General features: G+C 46.5%; 19 protein-coding genes. 15 read left to right on the top strand and 4 right to left on the bottom strand.

What is annotated here, in order from left to right; all coding sequences use genetic code 11:
• The first annotated feature begins 133 nt into the window (after positions 1-133).
• The 9 genes from L865_RS0106125 to L865_RS0106080 all read left to right on the top strand — a co-directional run bounded on the left by L865_RS0106125 (position 134) and on the right by L865_RS0106080 (position 10,252).
• Positions 134-1,324 (top strand): acetyl-CoA C-acyltransferase, encoded by a 1,191-nt coding sequence (locus L865_RS0106125; RefSeq protein ID WP_028772422.1) that lies wholly within the window; start codon positions 134-136, stop codon positions 1,322-1,324.
• A gap of 149 nt (positions 1,325-1,473) precedes the next feature.
• Complete coding sequence (locus tag L865_RS0106115) at positions 1,474-2,979, top strand: CoA-acylating methylmalonate-semialdehyde dehydrogenase (protein WP_028772421.1); 1,506 nt, start codon at positions 1,474-1,476, stop codon at positions 2,977-2,979.
• A gap of 118 nt (positions 2,980-3,097) precedes the next feature.
• The gene (locus L865_RS0106110; protein WP_028772420.1) at positions 3,098-4,255 is read left to right on the top strand and encodes an acyl-CoA dehydrogenase family protein; all 1,158 of its coding nucleotides are present in this window, start codon (positions 3,098-3,100) and stop codon (positions 4,253-4,255) included.
• A gap of 14 nt (positions 4,256-4,269) precedes the next feature.
• Positions 4,270-5,043 carry an enoyl-CoA hydratase gene (locus tag L865_RS0106105; protein WP_028772419.1) on the top strand — a complete coding sequence of 258 codons (774 nt, stop codon included), beginning with the start codon at positions 4,270-4,272 and terminating at the stop codon, positions 5,041-5,043.
• On the top strand, positions 5,043-6,167 hold the full coding sequence (locus tag L865_RS0106100; RefSeq protein ID WP_157577467.1) for an enoyl-CoA hydratase/isomerase family protein: 1,125 nt from the start codon (positions 5,043-5,045) through the stop codon (positions 6,165-6,167). Before L865_RS0106105 ends, L865_RS0106100 begins: the two co-directional genes overlap by 1 nt.
• 33 nt (positions 6,168-6,200) lie before the next feature.
• The gene (gene mmsB, locus L865_RS0106095; protein ID WP_028772417.1) at positions 6,201-7,100 is read left to right on the top strand and encodes a 3-hydroxyisobutyrate dehydrogenase; all 900 of its coding nucleotides are present in this window, start codon (positions 6,201-6,203) and stop codon (positions 7,098-7,100) included.
• A gap of 4 nt (positions 7,101-7,104) precedes the next feature.
• Positions 7,105-7,863: an SDR family oxidoreductase gene (locus L865_RS0106090; RefSeq protein ID WP_028772416.1), complete on the top strand. Its 759-nt coding sequence runs from the start codon at positions 7,105-7,107 to the stop codon at positions 7,861-7,863.
• 140 nt (positions 7,864-8,003) lie between these two features.
• Positions 8,004-8,228: a hypothetical protein gene (locus L865_RS25850; RefSeq protein WP_028772415.1), complete on the top strand. Its 225-nt coding sequence runs from the start codon at positions 8,004-8,006 to the stop codon at positions 8,226-8,228.
• A 5-nt stretch (positions 8,229-8,233) separates the two neighbouring features.
• Positions 8,234-10,252: a S9 family peptidase gene (locus tag L865_RS0106080; protein WP_028772414.1), complete on the top strand. Its 2,019-nt coding sequence runs from the start codon at positions 8,234-8,236 to the stop codon at positions 10,250-10,252.
• A 16-nt stretch (positions 10,253-10,268) separates the two neighbouring features.
• Here the strand turns inward: L865_RS0106080 and cueR are convergent, their stop codons facing one another.
• The gene (gene cueR / locus L865_RS0106075) at positions 10,269-10,667 is read right to left on the bottom strand and encodes a Cu(I)-responsive transcriptional regulator (RefSeq protein WP_028772413.1); all 399 of its coding nucleotides are present in this window, start codon (positions 10,665-10,667) and stop codon (positions 10,269-10,271) included.
• A gap of 110 nt (positions 10,668-10,777) precedes the next feature.
• Between cueR and L865_RS0106070 the strand changes: the two genes are divergently transcribed.
• Together L865_RS0106070 and L865_RS0106060 are read left to right on the top strand one after the other, a co-directional pair.
• Positions 10,778-13,009: a heavy metal translocating P-type ATPase gene (locus tag L865_RS0106070; RefSeq protein ID WP_051484472.1), complete on the top strand. Its 2,232-nt coding sequence runs from the start codon at positions 10,778-10,780 to the stop codon at positions 13,007-13,009.
• Positions 13,010-13,293: 284 nt separating this feature from the next.
• On the top strand, positions 13,294-14,889 hold the full coding sequence (locus tag L865_RS0106060; RefSeq protein ID WP_084632477.1) for an ABC-F family ATPase: 1,596 nt from the start codon (positions 13,294-13,296) through the stop codon (positions 14,887-14,889).
• An 83-nt stretch (positions 14,890-14,972) separates the two neighbouring features.
• Here the strand turns inward: L865_RS0106060 and L865_RS0106055 are convergent, their stop codons facing one another.
• Positions 14,973-15,563, bottom strand: a complete 591-nt coding sequence (locus L865_RS0106055) for a carboxymuconolactone decarboxylase family protein (RefSeq protein ID WP_028772410.1) — start codon at positions 15,561-15,563, stop codon at positions 14,973-14,975.
• Positions 15,564-15,673: 110 nt separating this feature from the next.
• Between L865_RS0106055 and L865_RS0106050 the strand changes: the two genes are divergently transcribed.
• Entirely contained in the window at positions 15,674-16,273 is a 600-nt protein-coding gene (locus tag L865_RS0106050; RefSeq protein ID WP_028772409.1) for a MarR family transcriptional regulator, read from the top strand.
• A gap of 7 nt (positions 16,274-16,280) precedes the next feature.
• Here the strand turns inward: L865_RS0106050 and L865_RS0106045 are convergent, their stop codons facing one another.
• Complete coding sequence (locus L865_RS0106045; RefSeq protein ID WP_028772408.1) at positions 16,281-16,910, bottom strand: YceI family protein; 630 nt, start codon at positions 16,908-16,910, stop codon at positions 16,281-16,283.
• A 61-nt stretch (positions 16,911-16,971) separates the two neighbouring features.
• On the bottom strand, positions 16,972-18,198 hold the full coding sequence (locus L865_RS0106040; protein WP_028772407.1) for a DUF418 domain-containing protein: 1,227 nt from the start codon (positions 18,196-18,198) through the stop codon (positions 16,972-16,974).
• A 793-nt stretch (positions 18,199-18,991) separates the two neighbouring features.
• On the opposite strand from L865_RS0106040, the gene L865_RS0106030 reads away from it, so the two are divergent.
• The 3 genes from L865_RS0106030 to L865_RS0106020 all read left to right on the top strand — a co-directional run bounded on the left by L865_RS0106030 (position 18,992) and on the right by L865_RS0106020 (position 22,613).
• The gene (locus L865_RS0106030) at positions 18,992-20,146 is read left to right on the top strand and encodes an acetyltransferase domain-containing protein (RefSeq protein ID WP_028772406.1); all 1,155 of its coding nucleotides are present in this window, start codon (positions 18,992-18,994) and stop codon (positions 20,144-20,146) included.
• A gap of 388 nt (positions 20,147-20,534) precedes the next feature.
• Positions 20,535-21,098, top strand: coding sequence for an SCO family protein (locus L865_RS23220; RefSeq protein ID WP_169732694.1), 564 nt, complete (start codon positions 20,535-20,537; stop codon positions 21,096-21,098).
• Positions 21,099-21,107: 9 nt separating this feature from the next.
• On the top strand, positions 21,108-22,613 hold the full coding sequence (locus L865_RS0106020; RefSeq protein WP_028772405.1) for a methyl-accepting chemotaxis protein: 1,506 nt from the start codon (positions 21,108-21,110) through the stop codon (positions 22,611-22,613).
• The last annotated feature ends 43 nt before the right edge of the window (positions 22,614-22,656 follow it).

Here is a 22,656-nt window from a genome sequence, read left to right as displayed (position 1 = left end):
TGATTATCTTTTACTAATTGCAAAACAATACTTGCTTTACGTTCGCGTAAACGTCAGAGTGCTATTATTTGATGCAGATCACATTCATACATGTGCTGCCTAACGAATAAATTCTGTCAGTTTGGAGTGAATCATGACAAGCGAAAATCGAGATCAAGATATTGTAATTGTAGCGGCGAAACGTACACCTATGGGTGGCTTTCAAGGTGCATTGTCAAGTGTCGCTTCTCCAGTGTTAGCATCTACCGCAGTACAAGCCGTGATGCATGACACAGGTGTCAATGGCGCCGATGTCGATGAGCTGTTAATGGGTTGCGTATTGCCTGCAGGGCTTGGTCAAGCGCCTGCACGTCAAGCAGCGTTAGGCGCAGAGCTGCCGTTGTCAGTAGGTGCAACTACGGTGAATAAAGTCTGTGGATCAGGCATGAAAACAGTGATGCTTGCACATGATCTAATTAAGGCTGACAGTGCGCAAATTGTGCTTGCCGGTGGAATGGAAAATATGAGTCAAGCTCCGTACTTGCTCGATAAAGCCCGCGGTGGCATGCGCATGGGGCACGGCAAAGTGCTTGATCATATGTTTCTTGACGGCCTAGAAGATGCGTACACCGGCGGCGCCATGGGAACGTTTGCACAGAAAACCGCAGATGATTTCAATTTAACTCGTGAGCAAATGGATCAATTTGCACTTAACTCATTACAAAAAGCCAATAGCGCCATTGAAACCGGTGCATTCGATGCAGAAATCGCACCTGTGACAGTCAGCTCACGCCGCGGTGATACTGTGGTCGACACTGATGAGCAACCGGGTAATGCACGTCCTGACAAAATTCCGAGTTTACGACCTGCTTTCGCTAAAGACGGCACGATCACAGCTGCCAACTCAAGCTCCATCTCTGATGGCGCTGCAGTATTGATGTTAATGCGTCGCGACGAAGCGGCTAAACGTGGGCTCGCGGTTATGGCTACGATCAAAGGTCATGCTACTCATGCTCAAGAGCCTTCAATGTTCACTACCGCTCCTGTGGGCGCCATGAACAAGTTATTAGCAAAAGTGGCTTGGCAAAAACAAGATGTGGATCTATTCGAAATTAATGAAGCTTTTGCCATGGTCACCATGTTGGCAATCTCTGAGCTTGGATTGGATGAAGATAAAGTCAACATCTATGGTGGCGCCTGTGCATTGGGTCATCCAATTGGCTGCTCTGGCGCACGTGTTTTAGTTACCCTTATTCATGCACTTAAGGCCAAAGGCCTCAGCCGTGGTGTCGCCTCTCTTTGTATTGGTGGTGGCGAAGCAACCGCGATGGCAATCGAAGTTTAAAAAGTTAAGCCCGCAATAACACTTTGTGGGCTTATTTTTTGCGCAATATTAGCGACAGCAATAAGCCGTAACTCATCAATAAAATAATAAAGCGGCATCAACAAGCACTAATACTGATGGATAGTCAGTATTAGTAAAAAGGAAGCAACATGACGACTCAAGTTAAACATTACATCGATGGTGAATTTGTCACCGGTCAAGGTAACAAGCAGATCACAGTCACCAATCCGGCCGACAATCAGCCTATTGCCCAAATTAATGCTGCAACTGTTGCTGAAGTTGAGCAAGCCGTAGCCAGTGCAAAGCAGGCTTTCGCAAGTTGGAAAGAAGTGGCGGTATCAGAACGTGCTCGAGTCATGTTTCGCTACCAGCATCTACTTAAAGCTCATCATGATGAAATTGCGACCATTTTAGCAAAAGAAACCGGTAAAACTTTTGAAGATGCTAAGGGTGATGTTTGGCGTGGAATTGAGGTGGCGGAGCACGCGTGTAATATTGCTACGCTACTAATGGGTGAAACCGTCGAGAACGTTGCTCGTGGAATTGATACCTACAGCTACACGCAGCCATTAGGTGTTTGCGCCGGGATCACCCCATTTAATTTCCCTGCGATGATTCCGTTATGGATGTTCCCTTTGGCCATTGCCTGCGGTAACACCTTTGTGCTTAAACCATCAGAGCAAGATCCAATGACGCCGCAACGCTTGGTTGAATTGTTCGAAGAAGCAGGCGCGCCAAAAGGTGTGCTGCAACTGGTGCATGGTGATAAAGAAGCGGTCGATACCTTACTCTCTCATCGTGATATCAAAGCTATCTCATTTGTTGGCTCTGTGGGCGTTGGTCAGTACATCTATAAAACGGCTACCGACAACCTAAAGCGTTGCCAAGCATTTGCCGGTGCTAAGAATCACTGTGTGATCATGCCAGATGCTGACAAACAGCAAGTGATAAATAACTTAGTGGGTGCATCTGTGGGGGCTGCGGGTCAGCGCTGTATGGCCTTGTCTGTGGCGGTGTTTGTTGGCGAAGCGAAAGCATGGATTCCTGAACTAAAAGAGGCGCTAGCTAAAGTTAAACCAGGACTGTGGGACGACGCGCAGGCGGGTTACGGTCCGTTAATTAGTCCTGCCGCTAAAGCTCGGGTATTGGCTTTAATTGAAGAAGGTAAACAGCAAGGGGCAAACTGCTTACTGGATGGCTCAGATTATACCGTCGCAGGCCATGAGGAAGGTAACTGGATTGGCCCCACTATGTTCAGTGGCGTGACTACCGATATGAGTATCTATCAGCAAGAGATTTTTGGTCCGGTGCTGTGCACCATGGAAACAGACAGTCTTGAAGAAGCCATTGAGATTGTCAATAACAGTCCGTATGGCAACGGCACCTCAATTTTCACTGCTAGCGGCGCTGCTGCACGTAAATACCAACATGAAATTGAAGTGGGCCAGGTCGGTATTAATGTGCCGATCCCTGTGCCACTGCCTTTCTTCTCGTTCACTGGCTGGAAGGGAAGTTTTTATGGCGACCAACATGCCTATGGCAAGCAGGCTGTGCGCTTTTACACCGAAACAAAAACCATCACTTCACGTTGGTTTGAGTCACAAATTGGTGATGCAGAGCAAACAGCACCGAATATGACCATTGCCTTAAAATAACCATTAAACGTAGACAATTGGGGCCGACTCAACCTCGGCCCGTATTCACAAGCAACAGCACCACAAACTAAATAAAGGCTGACAAAAGCCTACTAAAGGTGCAATAGGAGTTCGCGGTATGGATTTCAACCTCAATGAAGATCAACGTCAATTTGCCGAGCTAGCCGCTCAGTTTGCCACCGATGAGTTAGCCCCGTTTGCGGCCCAATGGGATGAGCAACACCACTTTCCTAAAGACGTGATTCAAAAAGCTGGTGAGCTGGGTTTCTGCTCGCTGTACTCACCAGAGTCTGAAGGCGGCATGGGCCTATCTCGCCTTGATGCGTCTATCATTTTTGAGCAACTTGCTATGGGTTGCACCGCTACCACAGCGATGTTAACTATCCATAACATGGCAACTTGGATGGTCACCAGCTTTGGCAGCGAGACACTGCGTGGCCAGTGGTCTGAAGATCTCACCAGCGGCGCAAAGCTCGCTTCATACTGTTTAACTGAAGCTGGCGCCGGCAGTGATGCAGCATCACTGAAAACTAAAGCCGTGCGCGACGGTGATGATTACCTTATTTCTGGCGCGAAAATGTTTATCTCTGGTGCCGGTGATACCGAAATGCTCGTGGTGATGTGCCGTACGGGTGAAGCAGGCGCTAAAGGCATTTCAGCCATTGCGGTACCTGCTGATAGTGCCGGTATTAGCTACGGTAAAGCAGAAGACAAAATGGGCTGGAATGCGCAGCCAACCCGCGAGATCACCTTTGATAATGTTCGCGTCCCCGTGAGTAACCTGTTGGGTGAAGAGGGGCAAGGCTTTACCTTTGCCATGAAAGGGTTAGATGGTGGCCGCATTAATATTGCCACCTGTTCAATCGGTACCGCCCAAGCGGCGCTTGAACGCGCGACTCAGTATATGAATGAGCGCAAACAGTTTGGCAAACCGATTGCGGCATTCCAAGCATTGCAATTCAAACTCGCCGATATGGCAACTGAATTGGTTGCGGCAAGGCAGATGGTGCGTTTAGCCGCCTTTAAATTGGATGAGCAAGACCCAGAAGCAACCGCATATTGTGCGATGGCCAAGCGATTTGCAACTGATGTCGGTTTTAGTGTTTGTGATAATGCGCTGCAACTACATGGAGGTTATGGTTACATACGTGAATATCCACTAGAGCGTCACTTTAGAGATGTACGTGTGCACCAGATTTTAGAAGGCACTAATGAGATCATGCGTCTGATTATCGCCCGTCGTTTACTGGATGAAACAGCCAGCCAAATTCTATAACAGGGAGTCGTCAAATGAATGGATTGTTAGAGCAACGTATTGGACACACTGCGGTCATTACTATGAGCAATCCGCCAGCCAATACGTGGACGGCGGAATCATTACAGGCATTAAAGCAGCGTGTTGAACAGCTCAATGACGATGCTGACGTTTACGCACTAGTGTTAACGGGTGAAGGCGAAAAGTTCTTCTCTGCTGGTGCCGATTTAAAACTGTTTGCTGATGGCGACAAAGGTAACGCAGCATCAATGGCAAAGTATTTTGGCGAGGCTTTTGAAGCGTTGTCAGCTTTTCGTGGTGTGTCGATTGCTGCGATTAATGGGTATGCCATGGGTGGCGGATTAGAGGTTGCATTAGCTTGTGATATTCGACTGTGCGAAACCCAAGCAGTGATGGCATTACCTGAAGCTACCGTCGGTTTGCTACCTTGTGCAGGTGGCACCCAAAACCTCACTGCGCTGGTCGGTGAAGGCTGGACGAAACGGATGATTTTGTGCGGCGAGCGCATTAAGTCACAACAAGCGCTACAAATTGGCTTAGTTGAAGAGGTAGTGGCAACAGCAACGGCACTTGATAGCGCTATTGCACTGGCCGAAAAAGTGGCTAATCAAAGCCCATCGAGTGTGACTGTATGTAAGCAACTTATCCAAGCGGGTCGCCAAATGCCACGCCAACAAGCCTTACCACTTGAACGAGAGCTATTTGTTGGTTTATTCGATACCCTAGATCAAAAAGAGGGTGTGAATGCCTTTTTAGAAAAGCGTCAAGCAAAATGGAAGAACTGCTAATGAAACCAGCCACCAATGATGTGATTTTTCAAACCTTAGGTACCATTTCAGGCCAACAGATCGGCGTAGTGACTCTCAATATCGAGAAAGCGCTTAACGCATTGAACCTAGATATGGTGCAAGCGATGTTGGCCCAGCTAACTCAATGGCAAAGTGATGACAATATCGCTATGGTCGTGCTTGATGGCAGCGGTGAAAAAGCCTTCTGTGCTGGTGGTGATGTAAGAGCCTTATATCAGGCATCTATCGACACGCCGGGGGAGGTCACCGAGGCGGCACAAACCTTTTTTGAGCAAGAGTACCGGTTAGATTACTTGCTGCATACCTATGATAAACCGGTATTAGTTTGGGCAGATGGTATCGTCATGGGCGGTGGCGTCGGACTGATGGCCGGTGCGAGTCATCGCGTGGTGACAGAGCATTCACGGATTGCCATGCCAGAGGTAACAATAGGGTTATATCCTGATGTGGGCGGCAGTTATTTCCTCAATACCATGCCGGGTAAATCAGGGCTGTTTTTAGGGTTAACCGCGTACAACATGTCTGGCAGTGACGCCTATTACGTTGGGCTAGGTAATCACTATCTCAATCGTGATGATAAACATGCGCTATTGGAAGCACTCAGTAGCATCGACTGGGTGGCGTCTGCTGAGAGTAATCACCAAAAGCTGGATCAATTGTTGGAAGCCATGACTGGACGTTGTCAAATCCCGATGGCCGACAGTGTATTAGCACTGCACCAGCAAGAGATTGATGCGCTAATGGCCGGTTCTGTGGCTGAAATTGCCGCTAGACTTGCAGACCTCAGTACTGATGAAAAATGGCTATCACGTGCGGTTGCGACCTTTAAAGCGGGCAGCCCAATAAGTCAGGCGTTGATTTATGCCCAGGCCAACTTGACTGAGATGAGTCTGGCTGAGGCATTCCAGTTTGAGTTGGGACTGAGCGTACAATGTTGTGCGATTGGCGATTTTGCTGAAGGCGTACGCGCGTTATTGATTGATAAAGACCGTAACCCGCAGTGGTTATTTCCCCATGTCGAGCGTATTGAACCGAGTGTGTTAAGCCAACTACTTGCTTCGCCATGGGATGAGCAAACTCACCCGTTAGCTGACTTAGCTTAAAGCTGGCCCAAAGCCAACAAAGGAGACAACAACATGACAACAGTAGCTTTCATTGGATTGGGCAATATGGGCGGCCCCATGGCGCTTAATTTGCTTAAAGCCGGCAAAACGGTAAAAGTGTTTGATTTGGTCCCAGAAGCGATGAATCAACTGGCACAGCAAGGTGCATTAACCGCCAGCAGTGCTTGCGGTGCTGCTGCGGGCGCCGATGTCGTGGTAACCATGTTGCCAGCAGGCAAACACGTGCGTGGGCTGTACATCGGAGATACCGATAATAAGGGGATTATTGATGTCGTCGCCAACGATACCCTGCTTATCGACTGCTCAACCATTGATGCCGATAGCGCAAAAACAGTGGCACAGGCTGCCAGTGATAAAGGGCTAGATTTCATTGATGCGCCAGTATCTGGCGGGACTGCGGGCGCAGCAGCGGGCACATTAACCTTTATTTGCGGTGGCAGCGATAATGCCTATGAGCGTGCCCACGGGGTATTGTCAGATATGGGAGCCAATATTTTTCATGCTGGTGGCCCGGGCGCGGGGCAGGTGGCAAAGATCTGCAACAATATGTTGTTGTCAGTATTGATGGTTGCCACCAGTGAATCTATTCAGATGGGCATGGACCACGGATTAGATCCCAGCGTGTTATCTGAAATCATGAAGGTCAGTAGTGGTGGTAATTGGACGCTAAATAAATATAATCCTTGTCCAGATGTAATGGAAAATGTGCCTTCATCGAATGATTATCAGGGCGGATTTATGGTTGATTTGATGGTCAAAGACTTAGGACTATCTCAGGAAGCCGCATTGCAATCTCAGTCTAGTACGCCAATGGGGGCATTAGCGCGCAGTTTATATGTTAATCACGCGCGCCAAGGCAATGGCAAACGAGATTTCTCAAGTATTTTTGAACAGTTTAATAAAAAAGGGTAAGCAGATGGATGTAAAAGATAAAGTCGTTGTCATAACAGGCGGTGCTGGTGGACTCGGCTTTGCCATGGCGCGTGAATTTGCTGCTCAAGGGGCGAAACTGGCTTTGATTGATGTTGATCAAGACAAGTTAGAACGCGCTTGTGCTGATATTGGTGACTCGACGGAAGTGCAAGGCTACGCTTTTGATATTACTGATGAAGAAGATGTGGTTGCTGGTTTTAAATTTATTTTGGAAGACTTTGGTCAAGTCAACGTATTGGTGAACAACGCCGGTATTTTATACGATGGCATGTTAGTTAAAGCCAAAGAAGGCAAAGTGACTGACCGTATGTCGTTTGAGCAGTTCCAAGCGGTGATTAATGTCAACCTAACCGGTTCATTCTTGTGTGGCCGTGAAGCGGCAGCTGCGATGATTGAGTCGGAGCAAGCTGGGGTGATTGTGAATATTTCAAGCTTAGCGAAAGCGGGTAATATTGGTCAGACTAACTACTCAGCGTCTAAGGCTGGTGTTGCCGCCATGTCTGTGGGTTGGGCCAAAGAGCTTGCCCGCTATAATATTCGCAGTGCCGCAGTTGCACCGGGTGTGATTGAAACAGAAATGACAGCTGCTATGAAGCCTGAAGCGCTAGCACGTTTAGAGAAAATGGTGCCAGTGGGTCGATTGGGTCAAGCAGAAGAGATAGCGTCAACCGTGCGTTTTATTGTTGAAAACGACTATGTTAATGGTCGCGTGTTTGAAATTGATGGCGGTATCCGCATCTAATCTCGACCTGGAAGCGTTAAAAGCGGGCATAAGCCCGCTTTTTTGTTTTTGGCTGTGGCACAATGAACCTTGATTTAACAAATGCCAATAAATGAGTGATAATTATCACAATAAAGACATATTTGAAGGTAAGTAATACGATGGCGTGGTTTGATCGCATAACCAAAACAATGATGTTGGTTGTGGGGGTTATGGGGTTAGTAGTGATATATGGCGGCTTCTTCTATCTGTTGTTTAGCGGCAGAAACGTGGCTGCGATTAACTGGCTGTTCTTGTTGTGCCCCTGGGCCTGTATCTATTTTGGTTTGACCCCCAAACAACAAACTGCTGTGCATGCATGGTTTAAACGCAAGTGGACAAGGTGAATTAAATGAGTTTTTGCAGGTATGCGGTGATCTTGCTAATTGCTTTGCTCGGTCTAACGGCTTGCGAACCTTATTCTGATGAGTTTGAAATTGACGCCCACAGCGGCTTAAAAGTGGCCAGTTATGGCAGTTGGCCTTCGCCTATCAATGCAAGCGATGTCTATGACTTAGCCGATGAGTTTGGTGAGTTACAGAGCATTGATGATGCGCTGTACTTTGTACAATCAGATGCTCAGTTTGGTGGTGGTTATGGTATTTATCGCCTCAGTGAGGCGGGTATCACCAATGTGGTTGACGCTCAGTTTAATGTTCAATCTACGGTACATGAGCATGGTGGCTCGCCATTTGTAGGTATTGGCAATACCTTATTTGCATCTAAAGCCGACGATCAGCGCCTATACCGCATAGCCCCAAATCAGCCGCCTTTTCCGCTTACGCCTTTGGGAACCCGGCACGCCGATTGTGTTGGCGTTGATAAAGGCACCCAATTAATTTGTATTCGTGAAGATCACCGCGATCCCAATGACGTCATCGCTACCATTGAAGCGATTAACCTCAATTTTGCCGATGAAGGCACCACACTGGTAAGCGGCGGCGATTTTTACTCTTCACTGCGCATTTCGCCCAATGGTAAAAAACTCGTCTGGCTTAGTTGGCAGCAACCTAACATGCCTTGGGATAACACCACATTGTGGATGGCTGACGTTGATGCCAAAGGGGGCATCAATAACATTCGTCAGCTAGCCAAACAACACCAAGGTGCGATATCTCAGCCAATGTTCAGCCCACAAAATGAGCTCTACTTTGTGGCTGATTTTGATAACTGGTGGAATATTTATCATTTAAGTGACAATGGCGAGCTGAAGCAAATTTTAGATATGGATGCCGAATTTGCCGTGCCTGATTGGCAGTTTGGCAATCATAATTATGCCTTCGAGTCTGCCAACGCCATCATTGCTAGTTACGTCACTCAGGGCCGTGCTGAACTGATCCGTATTTTCCTTGATACAGGGATCACTGAATCGATTGCCGTTGATTTTGGCGAGATATCTCAAGTGGTCAGTGCGGGCGGTCAAGTGATGTTTGTTGGCCACAAAGTGACGCCAGAGCAGGGGATTTACCGCGTCAATGGTCCAGGGATTGAGCTAATTTATACCCCTGAATTACCCATGCTTGACCCACGTTTTGTTTCCCGTGCGCAACATGTTGATTTTAGAACCGGCGAGGGCAGTCAAGCCTATGGTTATTTTTATCCGCCAGTAAACCCCAATTTTGTCGCCCCCAATGACACGCGTCCTCCATTGCTGGTGCTGTTACATGATGGCCCAACTAAACGCGCCAGTTTACGCTTTCGCCGCGATATTCAATTCTGGACAAGCCGTGGCTTTGCAGTGATGGATCTTAATTACCGTGGCAGTTCAGGGTTTGGTCGCGCTTATCGCGAAAGCTTGTATGGTCAGTGGGGGATTGCCGATGTTGAAGACACGGTGAGAGTGGCCGGCCATTTAGTCAACAAAGGTTGGGTTGACGGTACTCAATTGGCAATACGCGGCAGCGGAGCGGGTGGCTATACGGTGTTGTCGGCATTGGCTTTTTATAACACTTTTAAAGCGGGCGTGGCGTATTCGGCCATTAGTGATTTAGAGGCGTTAAGTCAGCGCACGACCAAGTTTGAAAAGGGTTACCTTGCCCAATTGATTGGCCATGACATTAAGACCGCTGAAGCGTATCGCGAGCGCTCGCCAATGTCGCACCTCTCACAGGTACAAGAGCCACTACTGCAGATCCAAGGATCAAATGACCCTCTTGCCCCGGCCGTGCGTGCCGATGCAATTTATCAGTCATTGAAGCAACGTGGCGTACCGACCGCGCTGATCACTTATCAAAATGAAGGCCATGGATTAAAGCAGCCCAAGCATAAGGTCGAAGCATTGCGGGCTGAATTATCTTTTTATGGTCAGGTTTTTGGTTTTAAACCGGCAGGTAAAGGCATTGAGCTAAAAATAGATAATTTGGACAACTGACACGTTTTGTAATTATCTATTTAACCCCATTATCTTGTTTAAGGCCCGCGAGTATCGCACAGTCGGGCTGCTCGCCACCTTGGCAGTCTTCAATCAGTCGTGCTAGTTGGCCACGTAAGTCTTGCAATTGGCTTATTCGGTTGTCGATATCATCAAGGTGATGTGCGGCAAGGGCTTTCACATCAGCGGCTTTACGGTGGTGATTGTTCTGCAAATCTAGTAGGGCTTTGCAATCCTCTAAAGTAAACCCGAGTGCGCGGCTTTGTTGGATGAAGCTCAGCGCCTCAATAGACTGCGGACTATACTCACGATAGCCATTGTCTCCTCGTTGGCCGACAACAAGACCAATATCATGGTAATAGCGGATTGTTTTGACAGACAGTCCGACCCGTTTTGCCACTTCGCCTATCTTCATCGCGACTCCTGTTTAGCTGATTTAATATTTTTTCAAATTTGGCTTTGACTCTCCCCTTATGGGAGACATTACCCTTAGTTGTATCAAGACACAAATTAGGATGTAGGCTAATGACTAATCTAATTTTATATGTACCTAAAATGAGTTGTGCAAGCTGCGTAGCAAAAATTGAAAACGCGTTTAACCAAGCAAGCACAGCGCACAAAGCGATAAAAGCCACTGTTAACTTGGCAGACAAGCAGGTGATAGTTGCGGGCAATATGTCCGCCAACGATGCAATGGCGCTGATTGCCAGCGTTGGGTACGACAGTGAGCCAGTTATCGATGCAGCCGCTGCAGTGCAGCAAAAAAACAGTGATGAGCATAAAGAGTATCGAGTGCGCTTATTACAGGCCATTGTGGGCTTAGGCCTAGGTATACCCTTGATGTTGTGGGGCTTGTTAGGTGGTGAGATGAGCGTCAATAACTCGCAGCAGCAAATGGCTTGGGGTGTGGTTGGCGCCGTCAGCTTACTGATCATGCTGCTGACAGGGCGTCACTTTTATCAGGGAATGTGGCGAGCCATTAAAGCTAAGAGTGCCAATATGGATACCCTCATCGCCCTAGGTACCAGCGCCGCTTGGGTATACTCGATGATGGTGGTTATCGCACCGCAATGGTTCCCAGCCGATACGCGCCATGTCTATTTTGAGGCCAGCGTCATGATACTGGGGTTAATTAATTTAGGCCATGCGTTGGAGCTGCGTGCCCGCGGTAAAACCAGTCAAGCAGTACAACGTTTGCTTGGGCTGCAGGTGACCACCGCCATCAGAATGACCGATGATGGTGATGAGCAAGTACAGATTTCTGAGCTGCAAGTAGGCGACATTTTACGCCTGCGGCCTGGAGATAGAGTGGCACTTGATGGTGAAGTGCTATCAGGACAGAGCTTAATCAACGAGTCGATGCTTACCGGCGAGCCGATTGCAGTCAACAAGGCCATTGGCGATACAGTCAATGCCGGCACAGTGAATGGCAACGGTGTGTTGACCTACCGCGCGACGGCGGGGGCGCAGGATACTAAGTTAGCGAAGATTATTCAGTTGGTGCAGCAGGCACAAACATCGAAAATGCCCATCGGTCGCTTAACGGATAAAATTTCCGCCTATTTTGTCCCCGCGGTGGTTGTGATTGCGCTAATTGCATCTCTGCTTTGGTATTTAACCGGGCCAGCACCGGCGTTGTCTCACGCACTGGTGGTGTTAACGAGTGTGTTGATTATCGCTTGTCCGTGTGCGCTGGGCTTAGCCACACCGCTGTCGATTATGGTGTCAGTTGGCCGAGCCGCACAAATGGGGGTGTTAGTACGTAATGGCGAAGCGTTGCAAACCGCTAGCAAGGTCACCACTGTGGTGCTGGATAAAACTGGTACCTTGACGATGGGGGCGCCCAAAGTTACCGAGTTGGTAATGTTGCAGCAGCTTGATGAATTAGATTTATTGAGCAATATCGCCAGCTTAGAACAACATTCACAGCACCCATTAGCTGATGCCATTATTGACAAAGCCAAGGCGGAAAATGTTGCACTTATCGAACCGCAATCTTTCACTAATGTGGTTGGTAAAGGCATTATCGGTACCGTGAATGATAGCCAGTACAGTATCGGCAACGCCAGTTTGATGCAGCAGGTGGGCATTGCCAATTTAGCGGACGTGCATCAGCAAGCTGAGCAGTTTGCGTTGTTAGCGCAAACACCAGTGTTTGTGGCTCGCGAGTTGCAGCTTATTGCTATTATCGCCATTGCAGATCCAATCAAACCAGATGCCAAGCAGGCGGTGCAAAAGATGCATCAAGCCGGACTCAATGTCATATTGCTCAGTGGCGATAATCAGCAAACTGCAGAAGCTGTGGCAAAGCAATTGGCCATCACCACAGTGTTAGCTGAGGTATTGCCAGAAGATAAGCAAATGCATGTTAAACAACTGCAGCAGCAAGGCGAAATTGTGGCGATGGTAGGCGATGGTATTAATGATGCTCCCGCACTTATGAGCGCTGATGTTGGCATTGCGATGGGCAGCGGCACAGAAGTGGCCATAGAAAGTGCTGATTTTACCTTGCTGTCATCGCGTCTAATGGTCATTGCAGAGACACTGTTGTTGGCCAAAGCCAGCATGCGCAATATTAAGCAAAATCTATTTGGTGCTTTTATTTACAACACCTTAGGTATTCCCGTTGCTGCAGGGTTGCTGTTTCCGTTTACCGGGATGCTACTCAGTCCGGTGGTAGCCGGTGCGGCGATGGCGCTGTCCTCGCTTACCGTGGTGAGCAATGCCAACCGCCTAAGAAGCGTGAAGCTAGGCTAAAAAATGTTCACGGCTAATGGCTTAAATGTGTCATTAGCCGCGGCGGATTTATGGGAGTAATTATCTTGCTAAGATTCAGTGAATTGTCGGCTAAAGCGACTATTGTCAGTTGATAAATTAACCTGAAATGCTATAGTGTCGCGCTTATTTTTGAGGGTTTGATGCGATAGCGCGTCAACCATCGACTAGTCTTAGGGTGTTGGCTTTACACTTAGCCGCCTATTACTAGTTTTTGTTTTATCTATGATTAACTTAATCATATAACCAAGAGCGAAATTTTCACATTGATTACTACAGCTAACATTACCATGCAGTTTGGCTCTAAGCCGCTGTTTGAGAACATTTCAGTTAAATTTGGCGGCGGTAACCGTTACGGTCTTATCGGCGCAAACGGCTGCGGTAAGTCTACCTTTATGAAAATCTTGGGTGGCGAATTAGAACCGACTTCAGGCAACGTGTCATTAGATGTCAATGAGCGCCTAGGTAAGTTGAGCCAGAACCAGTTTGGCTATGAAGAATACAACGTGGTTGATACCGTCATCATGGGCCACACTGAACTTTGGAAAGTGAAACAAGAGCGTGACCGCATATATTCTTTGCCAGAAATGAGCGAAGAGGACGGCATTAAAGTGGCTGAGCTAGAAATGGAATTTGCCGAGATGGACGGGTACACCGCAGAATCTCGTGCCGGTGAACTGCTATTAGGTGTCGGTATTCCCCTAGAGCAACATTTCGGGCTAATGAGCGAAATTGCCCCAGGCTTTAAACTACGCGTGCTGCTTGCGCAGGCGCTATTTAGTGATCCAGATGTGTTACTGCTGGATGAGCCTACCAACAACTTGGACATCGATACCATTCGTTGGCTACAAGAGATGTTGAATCAGCGTAACAGCACCATGATCATCATCTCGCATGATAGATATTTCTTAAACTCTGTATGTACCCACATGGCAGATTTAGACTATGGTGAACTGCGTGTTTATCCTGGTAACTATGACGAGTACATGATGGCTGCTACACAGGCCAGAGAACGTCTGTTGTCAGACAATGCCAAGAAAAAAGCACAGATTGCTGAACTGCAGGGCTTTGTGGCGCGATTCTCTGCTAACGCATCTAAAGCTAAGCAAGCGACTTCTCGCGCTAAGCAAATTGACAAGATCAAACTTGATGAAGTTAAAGCATCTAGCCGCGTTAATCCGTTCATTCGTTTTGAGCAAGAGAAGAAATTGTTCCGTAATGCGCTGGTTGTTGAAGAGCTCACCAAAGGCTTCGATGAAGGCCCGCTGTTTAGCAATTTCAATATGATTGCTGAAGTTGGTGAGCGAATCGCGGTACTGGGTGAAAACGGTGTGGGTAAAACCACCATGCTACGTACCCTAATCCATGATTTGGCCCAAGATAGCGGTACGATTCAGTGGTCAGAGAACTCATCTATTGGTTACTATGCTCAGGATCATGAAGCAGACTTTGCCAATGATATGACCTTGTTCGACTGGATGAGTCAGTGGCGTAAACCTGAAGATGACGATCAATCGGTACGGGGTTACCTAGGCCGTATGCTGTTTAGTTCAGACGACATTAAAAAGTCGGTCAAAGTACTATCTGGTGGTGAAAAAGGCCGTATGTTATTTGGTAAGTTGATCATGCAAAAGCCGAATATTTTGGTGATGGATGAACCGACTAACCACTTAGATATGGAATCGATTGAATCATTAAACAACGCGTTAGAGATGTACGAAGGCACATTGATTTTCGTCAGTCATGACCGCGCGTTTGTATCTTCATTAGCAACACGAGTCATTGAAATCTCAGATAAAGGTGTCAATGACTTTAAAGGCAGTTATGAAGAGTTTCTTAAAAGCAAAGGTGTTGAAGAGTAACCTTCAACAACTGCTGTTAAGATAGACAAAACCGAACCCTAAATTTGATTTAGGGTTCGGTTTTTTTATGGTGTAAATTACGCTTATAGGTGCTTACTGACTTGCCATCCGTTTTGTTTAAGATGCGCTTCACCGGCGCTAATTGCTCCCTCTTCAAGTGTGGTTGCCATCGAGTCGTTCCAACGATTTAGATAACCAAACAGTGAGATCACCCCGAGAATTTCTACAATCTCGCCTTCATCCCAATATTCGTTCATTGCTTGGCTAATGCTGGCATCCACAGCATTAGGGACGCTAGATGCGGCAAGAGCAAACTCAAATGCGGTTTTTTCAGCAGAGGTAAACAGATCGCTCTGCCTAAATTGCCAAATATTGTTCAGTCTGCCATCACTGCCGCCGTAACGCTTAGCGGCAAGGATCGTGTGGGCTTCGCAGTAGCGACAACCGGTATTGGCGCTGGTGATATAACCGATTAAGCGTTTAAGCTCAGCGGTCACTCGGCCATGATTTTCCATAACGGCCTTATTGAGGTTGATAAACGAGCGGGCAATGGCAGGGCGGATCTGCATTGTCAGCACACTGTTAGGGCAAAACCCTAAAGTTTCGTTAAAAAACTTCGCCAGCTCAGCGACTTCTGCATTTGCATCTTGAGTTAGGGGGTTAACTAGCGCCATAATATTCCTCAATGTTGTTTAAGTTATGTTGCATATGCAACATAACTTAGCGCAATGTTCAGGGTGTTGTCTAATTATTCAGCGTAAAAAGCATTCCACAGGGAACAAGTATGACCACTAATCAGCGTCAAGGCGCGTTTCAATTAGCTATCAATGATGAGGAACTATTTGATTTATATCAGCATATTCCTTATCGAGTGGCCATAACCAGTAATCTACTGGCAATTGATCGTGATGCTAAAATTGGCCAGCAGACGCAGTTACAAACACGCGAGATAAGGGTGTTGCTGAATGTTGGCAGTTACGGTCCCATTAATGCGGCCGATGTTGCGTATCAGTCTCGGCTGGATCCATACTCAGTTAATCGCGCCATCAACAGCTTATTGCAAGCTGGTTATATCGAAGCGGCATCCAGTGCAGATAAACAGCGCAGTAAACCCGTTCAAATAACTGCGGCGGGGCAGTTGATATATGACAAAGTTGTACTGCATATGCAGCAACGTCAAACCCAGTTGATGCAGGGGATCACAGCACAGGAACAAGCGCAGTTGCTGCAGTTGTTAGAAAAGTTAGAGCTCAATGCCGAGCAGATGTTGGCAAACCATGTACAGCAGGCACAGTTGCAAGGGCAAACGGTTACTCGGGATCAAAAAGAGTTGCTGCGTTGGCAACAGCGAACCGAGAAAATGCTAACTGACACTGATGGGTAATCCGGCTTTAGCCGCGATTTTTCAAAAATTCAGCATAGATTTCAATGGTGACTTCATCATCCACCATAGGGACATAACTGCCCATATCAAAATCAGAACGCTTGATGGTGCCAGTGGCGCTAAAACCTAAGGTGTATTTACCTGTCATCCAATTATCTGCGCCACCGTGAAAGGTGGCGTTAAAGCTAACAGGCTTGCTGATCCCACGAAAGGTCAATTGGCCATTAAAACTAAATTGGCTGGCAGTTATAGGGGTCACGCTGTCACTGACAAATACCGCTTGCGGATATTGATTAACATTAAGCCAATTGCCGCCGCGTAAAGTCTCTTCTAGTTTAGTGTTATTGATATCAATGGAGCTCATATCTACCACGGCCGACAACTTAGCTTGGGCCATGTTTTGGGGGGTAAAATCTAAACTGGCGTCAAATTGATTGAATCGACCGACATAAGTCGACAAGCCTAAATGGCCTATTTTAAACAATAATCGACCATGATTTGGATCGAGCTGATACTCACCTTGCTGCAGCTCAGGCAATTGTGGCTCAACATCCGGTGTCACCCAGCTGATACAAGCCGTTAAACATAGGCTTAGCATGATAAAAATTGGGGGTTTGATAACACGCATTGTATTCATCTATGTTTGCTCAATTTTGTTTGTTTATTTGTTAATCCAGGTAAAACCCGCGATGCTAGCCTCATGTGGTGCTTTTGCCTTGCAGCTTGGTTTTCTGGCTGAGCCTACGTAACAAGTACTCTAAAGGTCCTTGTTTGAAGTAGTTAAAATACACGCAGGCGAAGCCAATTTGTACCAAGGTATATATCACAGCGACTAGCATGTAATGCCAACGATCAAAGCTAAGCTGCCAGTCAGGCATCCAATGACGAAATAGCATAATGCCTACTATTGATTGAAGAATATATAAGCTTAGCGATAACTTACCGACTTGCTGCAGCCATGTTAGGTAATGGTGCCGGTTTTGGCATAGTTTTATGAGCACATGTATATAAATCAGTGCCATAGGAATCGCCCCTAACATCATAAATAGGTTAGCTAATTCTTGTAATACGGCAGATGAGCTAAAACCAAGTAGGGTATCTATCAGCGCTAACAGGCAAGATAGTATCAATATCAAAAGCAACTGGCTGGTGGAAAATCCGTTGACGAAGTGGCCACGTTTATACAAGGCAATGCCGATCAGCATCAGTGCGCCGTTGTACCACAGCAGGGTAAGTGGAATGACTAATGCCATGTAAGCCATCATGATTGCTTGGGCTTGCAGTTGATCGCTATATGAGCCCGTCCAAATGGTTAGCTGCTCTAAAAATAGTTCAGAGCCGCGGTAATAGCCATCAGATTCTATCGTAATGGAGACTAGGGCGATGACGGCAAAAGCAATCACAATAAACTGAGTGGCTTTGCGGAACAATTGCTCAGGTTGATAATCGATATAACAAAGCGCCAGCAGTCCGCAAAGGCCGTAAGTTAACAAAATATCACCAGAAAAAATCAGTAGGCCATGCGCCAAGCCAAACACGATTAACCAGCGCAGTCTGCTCTTTACTTGTGCTATGGAGCGTCGCTCATCCAGTTCAATTCGTTGGCATTGGATATAAAGGCCGACTCCAAAAAGCAGGCTAAATAAACTGATAAACCGTCCTTCAACCAAAAAGTTACTTAGTACTTCGACAATCACATCGCTTGCAATTTGTGGCTGATGCGGCGCGTAGCCATAGAAATTATTGCCCATGAAATAGATATTCATGAAAAAGATGCCTAACAAGGCAAAACCACGAATTGCATCTAGATTGGCTGAGCGCTGCGTATGATCCTGTGCGTGAGGTTCGGTCGCTAAGCTTGTCGTTGGGCGAGTGGTTGGTAAAGGTGCTTGGGGTGGCTTGGTTAATCCTGTGGCGTTGGTCATTCGTTGTCCATAACAAAGGTTCTGAAAATTCAATTTATTAACGCTATCAAGGTATTACAGATTAGATTTTATTACTAGAGCCAATGAGCTAACTTCATGTTGGCAGCGCCCCATTTTGGCGCCATTAAACGTTGCAGAACATGGCTGAGGGATTGAGTTCATTATCAGGCGCTTGCCAAGGGGCTGGCATGTTCTTTAACTCCATTTAACTGCGGTTTTTGCTAGCAGCACAATTACATTTTTAGTTTGATTAACCTATACTCGTGGCCTTTGTTTAAGCGGGCTCACAATAGGTGAGCAAAATAGGTGAGCAGTGGTGACGAGGTTAGCGCGATATCGACGGAGCATATCATTGTGGCTGTTGGCCATAATGGTGTTTGTTTCAGTTGTGTCTGCTGCCCATAGCATTACTCATGTTGCGCAGCATAGTAGTGATTCATTAGTCACCTGCGCGTTATGTGTTCACAAATATCAACAGCAGTTAGGCTTACCCTATCAGCCACTGCAGTTGATTAGCGTAAACTCTTTTACGGTTTATCTCAGCCCAAGTCATCATTTATTTAATGATGTTTACACGGCCTTTTACCTTAGTCGGGCACCGCCGGTTAGCTGCTGAAACGTTTATATTTAACGTTACCTTTCCAATTTGAGCCTATTTATCACCGCATGTTGTTCGGCTATCAAGTCAATGACATTGGGGAGTAGGCATAGGCTTGCCAGCTGCATTTTGCAACCATAAGACGGGTGCGCTGGCATAGCTTTCAGTAGTATATTGACCAAGAGATTATAATTAATGAATGCTATGAGCCCTTCGGTGCTTAAAAAGCGTATTGATAGTATCGATATCATGCGCGGAATCGTCATGTTGATCATGTTATTAGATCACGTGAGAGAGCGATTTTTCTATCATCAGCAAGTGAGCGATCCTATGGCGCTCGATACAACCAGTACCGAGCTGTTTGTCAGTCGGCTTGCTGCGCATTTTTGCGCGCCGGTGTTTGTGTTTTTAACCGGGGTATCAGCTTGGTTATATAGTCACCCTCAGCATGGCGCACCGCGTTCGGCGCGAAGTTTCTTAATTAAACGTGGCCTGTTTTTAATTGCCTTAGAATGCACTGTGATTACATTCCAGTGGATGGGGAATTATCAGATGATTTGGTTGCAAGTTATTTGGGCGATCGGTGTCAGCATGTTGGCGTTAGCTGCACTCATTTCGTTGCCAAGAACTTGGTTGGCGGCAATCGGCATTGCTATTGTGTTTGGCCATAATCTGCTGACTCCCATTACTTTGGCACCTGATGAATGGGGCTACACCCTATGGGCGATACTGCATGAACGTGGCAATATTCTGCCCAATGATCTTATCGGCATTCGCGCCAGTTATCCGGTTTTACCTTGGATAGGTGTGATTTTATTGGGTTATGTGTTGGGGCCCATTTACAGCGCCAGTTTTGATGATAAACAGCGCCACCGATGGTTAATCGGCTTAGGGTTATTGTGTTTTGTGTTGTTTGCCATATTACGCGGGCTGAATATCTATGGTGAAACCTTAGATTGGCAACAGGGCGAAAGTTTGTCGATGACTATTAAATCGATATTCAACTTAACTAAATACCCGCCATCATTAGCCTTTTTACTGTTTACTCTTGGCGGAATGCTACTGTGCTTAAGAGCGTTAGAGTCGGTTAAACTGCAAACTGGAAAAGTATTGTCGACTTTCGGCTCAGCGCCGATGTTCTTTTATATTGTCCACCTTTATCTGCTACTCGTCTTGTATCAACTAGCGCTAAATTTATGCGGCCCTAACTATGGAGAGCTCTATGCCTTCAGTAGTATGAGCTATGTTTGGCTGATGACCATAGTGTTGGCGGTGTTGCTGTATTTTCCTACAAAGCGCTTTAGTCAGTACAAGCACCAAAGTAAACAAGCCTGGATAAAGTACTTATAGCACTTGGCAGGAGCTCTTAACATTAGCTCTTAACATTAGCTCTTGGAGATGACGCTGTTGTTACTACCCGGGCATTTGTCGCTGGCACTATGGCGCGTAGCTATAGCAGCTGTAACGCTAACGATTGCTGAGTAATACATTTAGCAACTAGCTATAATTTATCGGTAATAGGCATTTATTGATAAAAAGGGGCGAATATCATTTCGCCCCTTTTTCTTACTCTTAAGTTGCTACTGGGTGAACTTGACTGCGTACTGTTTTAGGCTGTGGATTGCTGCCAATTGTCTATACTGGTTTTAATCAGGGTAATATGTAGAGTAAGACGCGGTTGTTTAAGTCAAAAATGCAATTTATTGCAGCTTCAGTGATAATTTTTACGGCTGTTATTTTGGCCCCCGTACTTATGTGGGCTAGCCAATGGCTCGTTTCTGACAAGTCCACTGCACAATATGGTATCAATGGTGAGTTTTTAGCGCCGCTGGCGTTTGAATGGCAAGACAGCCAGTTGAATCATCGCTCGTTTCCCTTTACTCAACCCACTTATACTTATCTGTTCGCCGGATTCTTAAGCTGCTCTGAAATTTGTCCTATTCGTATTAAACAGTTGCATCAGCTTGAGTCTGTAATAGCTGAAGATGATGTTCTAAAAACACTGGCGGTGACATTCTTATTTATCACTATTGATCCTAACAATGACACGCCAGAAATTCGCCAGCAGGTCATTGATGCGCAGTCTCCCCGTTTCATTAGTGCTGAGCTGGATGAAACAACACTTTATCGCTTGTCATCACACCTTACCGAAAACTTTTCATCGTTCAGCACTACCCGCAATCACATTGGTAAGCTATTTTTAATTAAGCCAAATGGAACCATTGGCCGTATTTACTCCGCTGAAAAATTATCGACCGACAAGATGTTAGCCGAATTGAAGCACTTAATTATCTCCAATTAAGGAGCTGTAATGAGCCAAAATGCATCGGACAAGATTCAACTGCAAAATGACGCCTATATTTACAAAATTTTACTCGCTCAAGCGCCGATTTTGATCATCAGTGGCTTGCTAGGTGCAGGGATGTTGACCTTCACTGTTATTGCCGCCATTGCGTTAGTGGTACTGGTACAAGTTGCCTACAGTGTGCTTAAAGGGACATCGCTTTTTGGTATTGTGGCCGCGGTGCTAATGATGACGGTATCAGCCCTGTTAGTGCAATCGCAAATGGGCATGATTGAGATGCATTTTCATATATTTGCCTCCATGGCTTTGTTTCTCATTTATCAGCGTTGGCAGCCACTGGTTGCAGCTCTGTTAACTGTTGCTATTCATCATGTGCTGTTTACTTATATTCAGTTATCATCTGGCAGTATGTTTGGTACGGCCATCATGATTTTTGCGGGGGAATGTTCTTGGAGCATTATGCTGATCCACGCGGTTTTTGCTGCTGCAGAAACGGCTATTTTAGTACGAATTGCCCACTTTATGCGTAAAAACTCATCGGCGAACTTGCGTATTGCCAATGCCATTGAATCGATATCTGCTAATCGGGACTTAACTGTGCGCTTAGCCCCCGCAGACACAGAGGCCGAACAAGCATTTAACTTAATGCTGGAAGAGCTTAATCAACTGTTTACCGATTACAGTGAGATTGCTAAAAATATGTCTACAACGGCCAATGAGCTAATATCACTTAGCGAATTAACCCAAGAAGCCGTTCACAGTCAGCATAATCAAGCCCATGCCATTTCAGACACAACTCAGCAAGTGATCAACAATTTTCATCAAGTGACAGACAACAGTAAACAATCGGCAGAGCAGGCCAAAAGTGCCGCTGATGCGAGCACTCAAGATCGGCAGCGAGCTTTGACCATTATGCAAGACATGCAATTGCTGGAAACCAACACCAGTCAAGTGACAGAGTCACTCACAGAGTTGACCCATGATGTCTCTGCCATTACGACCTTATTGCAGGCCATACGCAGTATTTCAGAGCAAACCAACCTGTTAGCACTCAATGCTGCGATAGAAGCTGCAAGGGCGGGCGAAAGTGGCCGTGGGTTTGCGGTTGTGGCGGATGAAGTACGTACGCTGGCGCAGCGTACGAGTCAATCTACTGATGAGATAGAAACGGTATTATCGCGGCTTAATCAAAGTATGATAAAAACCGTGGAATCGATGGATGAAGGTAAACAAAGAACGAGCGACAATGTAGAGCATACTAACAGCATCGCATCTGGACTGGGCGAGCGTGCTGAGCAAATCACACAAGTAGCGAATTTAAGTCGCGATGTCGCCGATGAAACCCTGCAACAGGGCGAACAACTCTCTAATATCGGCAATGAAATTGTTAGTAATGCGGAAACTGCCACCTTGCTGTCTGAGCAAATACAAAAATTAGCCCAAGGCGTGAACCAGATGCAATGTATTACCGACGAGTATCAAACCAAAGCCGCGTTTTATCATATAGGCTAGTGCTGAGTTTGAACTTTAAAGTACTGAGTTTTGCCAGCTGCGT

The organism is Shewanella waksmanii ATCC BAA-643 (genome assembly GCF_000518805.1).
GTDB lineage: Bacteria > Pseudomonadota > Gammaproteobacteria > Enterobacterales > Shewanellaceae > Shewanella > Shewanella waksmanii.
This window is presented reverse-complemented; position numbering and strand designations above follow the sequence as displayed.

Coding starts and splice junctions, on each gene's coding strand:
- L865_RS0106050 (WP_028772409.1), top strand. CDS start 15,674: ATGACCACTAATCAGCGTCAAGGCGCGTTTCAATTAGCTATCAATGAT.
- L865_RS0106070 (WP_051484472.1), top strand. CDS start 10,778: ATGACTAATCTAATTTTATATGTACCTAAAATGAGTTGTGCAAGCTGC.
- L865_RS25850 (WP_028772415.1), top strand. CDS start 8,004: ATGGCGTGGTTTGATCGCATAACCAAAACAATGATGTTGGTTGTGGGG.
- L865_RS0106040 (WP_028772407.1), bottom strand. CDS start 18,198: ATGACCAACGCCACAGGATTAACCAAGCCACCCCAAGCACCTTTACCA.
- L865_RS0106055 (WP_028772410.1), bottom strand. CDS start 15,563: ATGGCGCTAGTTAACCCCCTAACTCAAGATGCAAATGCAGAAGTCGCT.
- L865_RS0106125 (WP_028772422.1), top strand. CDS start 134: ATGACAAGCGAAAATCGAGATCAAGATATTGTAATTGTAGCGGCGAAA.
- L865_RS0106105 (WP_028772419.1), top strand. CDS start 4,270: ATGAATGGATTGTTAGAGCAACGTATTGGACACACTGCGGTCATTACT.
- L865_RS0106110 (WP_028772420.1), top strand. CDS start 3,098: ATGGATTTCAACCTCAATGAAGATCAACGTCAATTTGCCGAGCTAGCC.
- mmsB (WP_028772417.1), top strand. CDS start 6,201: ATGACAACAGTAGCTTTCATTGGATTGGGCAATATGGGCGGCCCCATG.
- L865_RS0106090 (WP_028772416.1), top strand. CDS start 7,105: ATGGATGTAAAAGATAAAGTCGTTGTCATAACAGGCGGTGCTGGTGGA.
- L865_RS0106045 (WP_028772408.1), bottom strand. CDS start 16,910: ATGAATACAATGCGTGTTATCAAACCCCCAATTTTTATCATGCTAAGC.
- L865_RS0106020 (WP_028772405.1), top strand. CDS start 21,108: ATGAGCCAAAATGCATCGGACAAGATTCAACTGCAAAATGACGCCTAT.
- L865_RS0106030 (WP_028772406.1), top strand. CDS start 18,992: ATGAATGCTATGAGCCCTTCGGTGCTTAAAAAGCGTATTGATAGTATC.
- L865_RS0106080 (WP_028772414.1), top strand. CDS start 8,234: ATGAGTTTTTGCAGGTATGCGGTGATCTTGCTAATTGCTTTGCTCGGT.
- cueR (WP_028772413.1), bottom strand. CDS start 10,667: ATGAAGATAGGCGAAGTGGCAAAACGGGTCGGACTGTCTGTCAAAACA.
- L865_RS0106100 (WP_157577467.1), top strand. CDS start 5,043: ATGAAACCAGCCACCAATGATGTGATTTTTCAAACCTTAGGTACCATT.
- L865_RS0106115 (WP_028772421.1), top strand. CDS start 1,474: ATGACGACTCAAGTTAAACATTACATCGATGGTGAATTTGTCACCGGT.